1 protein-coding gene and 1 pseudogene are annotated in these 1,945 nt (G+C 74.8%); both read left to right on the forward strand.

From position 1 onward, the window contains the following. Positions 1-531: pseudogene (locus AC5LUJ_RS00555) on the forward strand (NADH:flavin oxidoreductase); the annotation flags it as partial. A gap of 195 nt (positions 532-726) precedes the next feature. After that, the coding region (locus AC5LUJ_RS00560) for an oxidoreductase (protein WP_493464305.1) at positions 727-1,945 on the forward strand (1,219 nt) is incomplete at its 3' end.

The following is a 1,945-nucleotide window of genomic DNA, read 5'->3' on the forward strand; positions in this document are numbered from 1 at the left end:
ACGACCACCGTGCTCGACGTGCTCGACGTGCTGCGCGGCGGTCTGGACGCCGTCCCCGCCGGCCCGGTGTTCGTCCACGACCCGGTCGGGGGGCCGGTGGCGGTCGGGGTCGCCGAATGGCTCGCCGGTGCCGGGCGCGAGGTGGCCCTGGGCACCCCCGACACGGTGGCGGGCACGCTGCTCTCCCTCACCGGCGACCTCGCGCCGGCCAACACCCGGCTGCAGCAGGCGGGCGTACGCCGCCAGCTGCGGGTGCTGCTGCGCGAGGCCGGCGGCGGGCGGGTCGTGCTGGAGGACGTCTGGACGGGTGAGCGCCGCACGCTGCCGTGCGCGGTGCTCGTCGACTGTGGCCACCGCCTCCCCGAGGACGCCCTGTACACCGCCCGGCCGGGCACGCCCCGGGCCGGCGACTGCGTGGCGCCGCGGACGGTGCTCGAGGCGGTCCTGGAGGGCCGCCGCCGCGCACTCGAGATCGGCGGCCGCACGAGCCCACCGGCGTCCCGGCCGCTCGCCGGGGCACGCCGCGGCTAGGCCATCTCCGATGGATCTTCAGCTGGCGGCCACGCGCCCGATGGCTACGCGTCCGGTGGCTCCTCATCCGGTGGCCACGCGTCCGGCGGCTCCTCGTCCGGCAGCCACGGGCCTGGTGGCCACGCGTCCGGCGGCCGCGCGGCCGCGCGGACCGGTGGCCACGCCCAGCCGGCAGCCCGTACCCAGGAAGGCGACATGAGTGCCACCAGCCGTTACCGGTACCTGTTCAGCCCGTTACGCATCGGGCCGCTCACCGTCGACAACCGGGTGGTCTTCTCGGCGCACCTGACCAACTACGCGCGGGACGGCCTGCCCTCCGACCAGCACGTGGCCTACTACGCGGCCCGGGCGGCGGGCGGCGCAGGGATGATCATCACCGAGGAGCACTCGACGCATCCCACGGACTGGCCGTACGAGAAGCTCATCCACGGGTTCAACCCGCAGGTGATCCCCGGCTACCGGCGGATCACCGACGCGGTGCACGCGCACGGCGTGCCGATCCTCGCCCAGATCAACCACAACGGCGGCCAGGCGTCGTCGATGTACTCGCGGCTGCCGGTGTGGGCGCCCAGCCCGGTGCCCGACCCGCTGTTCCGCGAGGTGCCCAAGGCCGTCGAGCTTCACGAGATCCGGGAAGTGGTCGACGGCTACGGGCTGGTCGCCGAGCATTGCGTCGCCGGCGGGTTCGACGGTGTCGAGCTGCAGTGCTCGCACTCGTCCATCGTGCGCGGCTTCCTCTCCCCGGCGACCAACCGGCGCACCGACGCCTACGGCGGGGAGCTGGCGAACCGGGCCCGCCTGCTGCTGGAGATCGTCGACGTGGTCCGGGCGGCCCTCGGCCCGCGGCGCGCCCTCGGCGTGCGGATCTGCGGCGACGAGCTGATCGAGGGCGGGACGACGATCGAGGAGGCCGTCGCCGTGGCCCGGCTGGTGGAGGCCACCGGCAAGGTCGACTACATCAACACCTCGATCGGGGTCGCCACCGCGACCCTCTACATGATCGAGGCGAGCATGCAGGTGCCGCCGGGCTATGCGATGTTCATCCCGAGCGCGATCCGACAGGCGGTGAGCCTGCCCGTCGTCGGCGTCGGCCGGTTCAAGGACCCGCTGCAGGCCGACCGGGCGCTGGCCGCAGGGCACGCCGACCTCATCGGGGTGGTGCGCGGCCAGATCGCCGACCCGGACTTCGTGGCCAAGGCGCGGGCCGGGCACGCCACCGAGATCCGCACCTGCCTGTCCTGCAACCAGGAGTGCGTGGGACGGATGGGGCTCAACCGCTGGCTGGGCTGCATCGAGAACCCGCGCACCGGCCGGGAGTCGGTGCCGCTGCCGGCGCCGCGCCGGCGCGGGCGGCGGGTCCACGTCGTCGGCGGCGGCCCCGGCGGCATGCAGGCCGCCGTCACCGCCGCCCAGC

The sequence above is a fragment of the Protofrankia sp. CiP1_Cm_nod3 genome (assembly GCF_982290655.1).